We start from the raw sequence: 522 nt of genomic DNA on the forward strand, positions 1-522 counted from the left end.
GCCTCGGCCTGCACGTCGGCGTCGGCGTTCGACACCCGGCGGTGCTGCCGCAGGTGCTCCGCCCATGATTCCACCAGGAACCACTCCATGAGGCGTTCCGGATCGCCCGTGTGCTCCGTGATGCCCCAGGCATAGGCGCCGTCGCGCCGACGCTCGGCCGACAGGCGCTGCATCGCCCGGACGAAGGCCGGCCGGTCCGCCTTGCGGACGCGGTATTCGATCTGCACCATGACCGGCCCGCGGTCGTGCGCCACCGGTTCGGCGACCAGCGGCTCGGGCCAGTGATTGGAGGGCTGCAGGTCGACCTCGCCCGCCGGCAGCTTGACGCGATGAAAGCCGATGGCCACCAGCGCCAGCGCGGCGGCGCCGGCCAGCAGCGCCATCGGCACGCCGATCTGCTGCGCCACGAGGCCCCATCCAAGGCTGCCGGCGGCCAGCGCCCCGTTGAACACCGTCAGGTAGACCGCCAGTCCGCGGCCCCGAACCCAGTTCGGGAGGATGGCCTGCGCCACGCCGTTGAGC

The 522-nt window shown here is 72.6% G+C and carries 1 protein-coding gene; it reads right to left on the reverse strand.

Annotated features, from left to right (window positions below; translation table 11 throughout):
- On the reverse strand, positions 1 to 522 hold a 522-nt coding region (locus AC1DTN_RS39195; RefSeq protein ID WP_477925646.1), incomplete at both ends, for an MFS transporter.

The sequence above is a fragment of the Rhizobium sp. 01T444 genome (assembly GCF_056398305.1).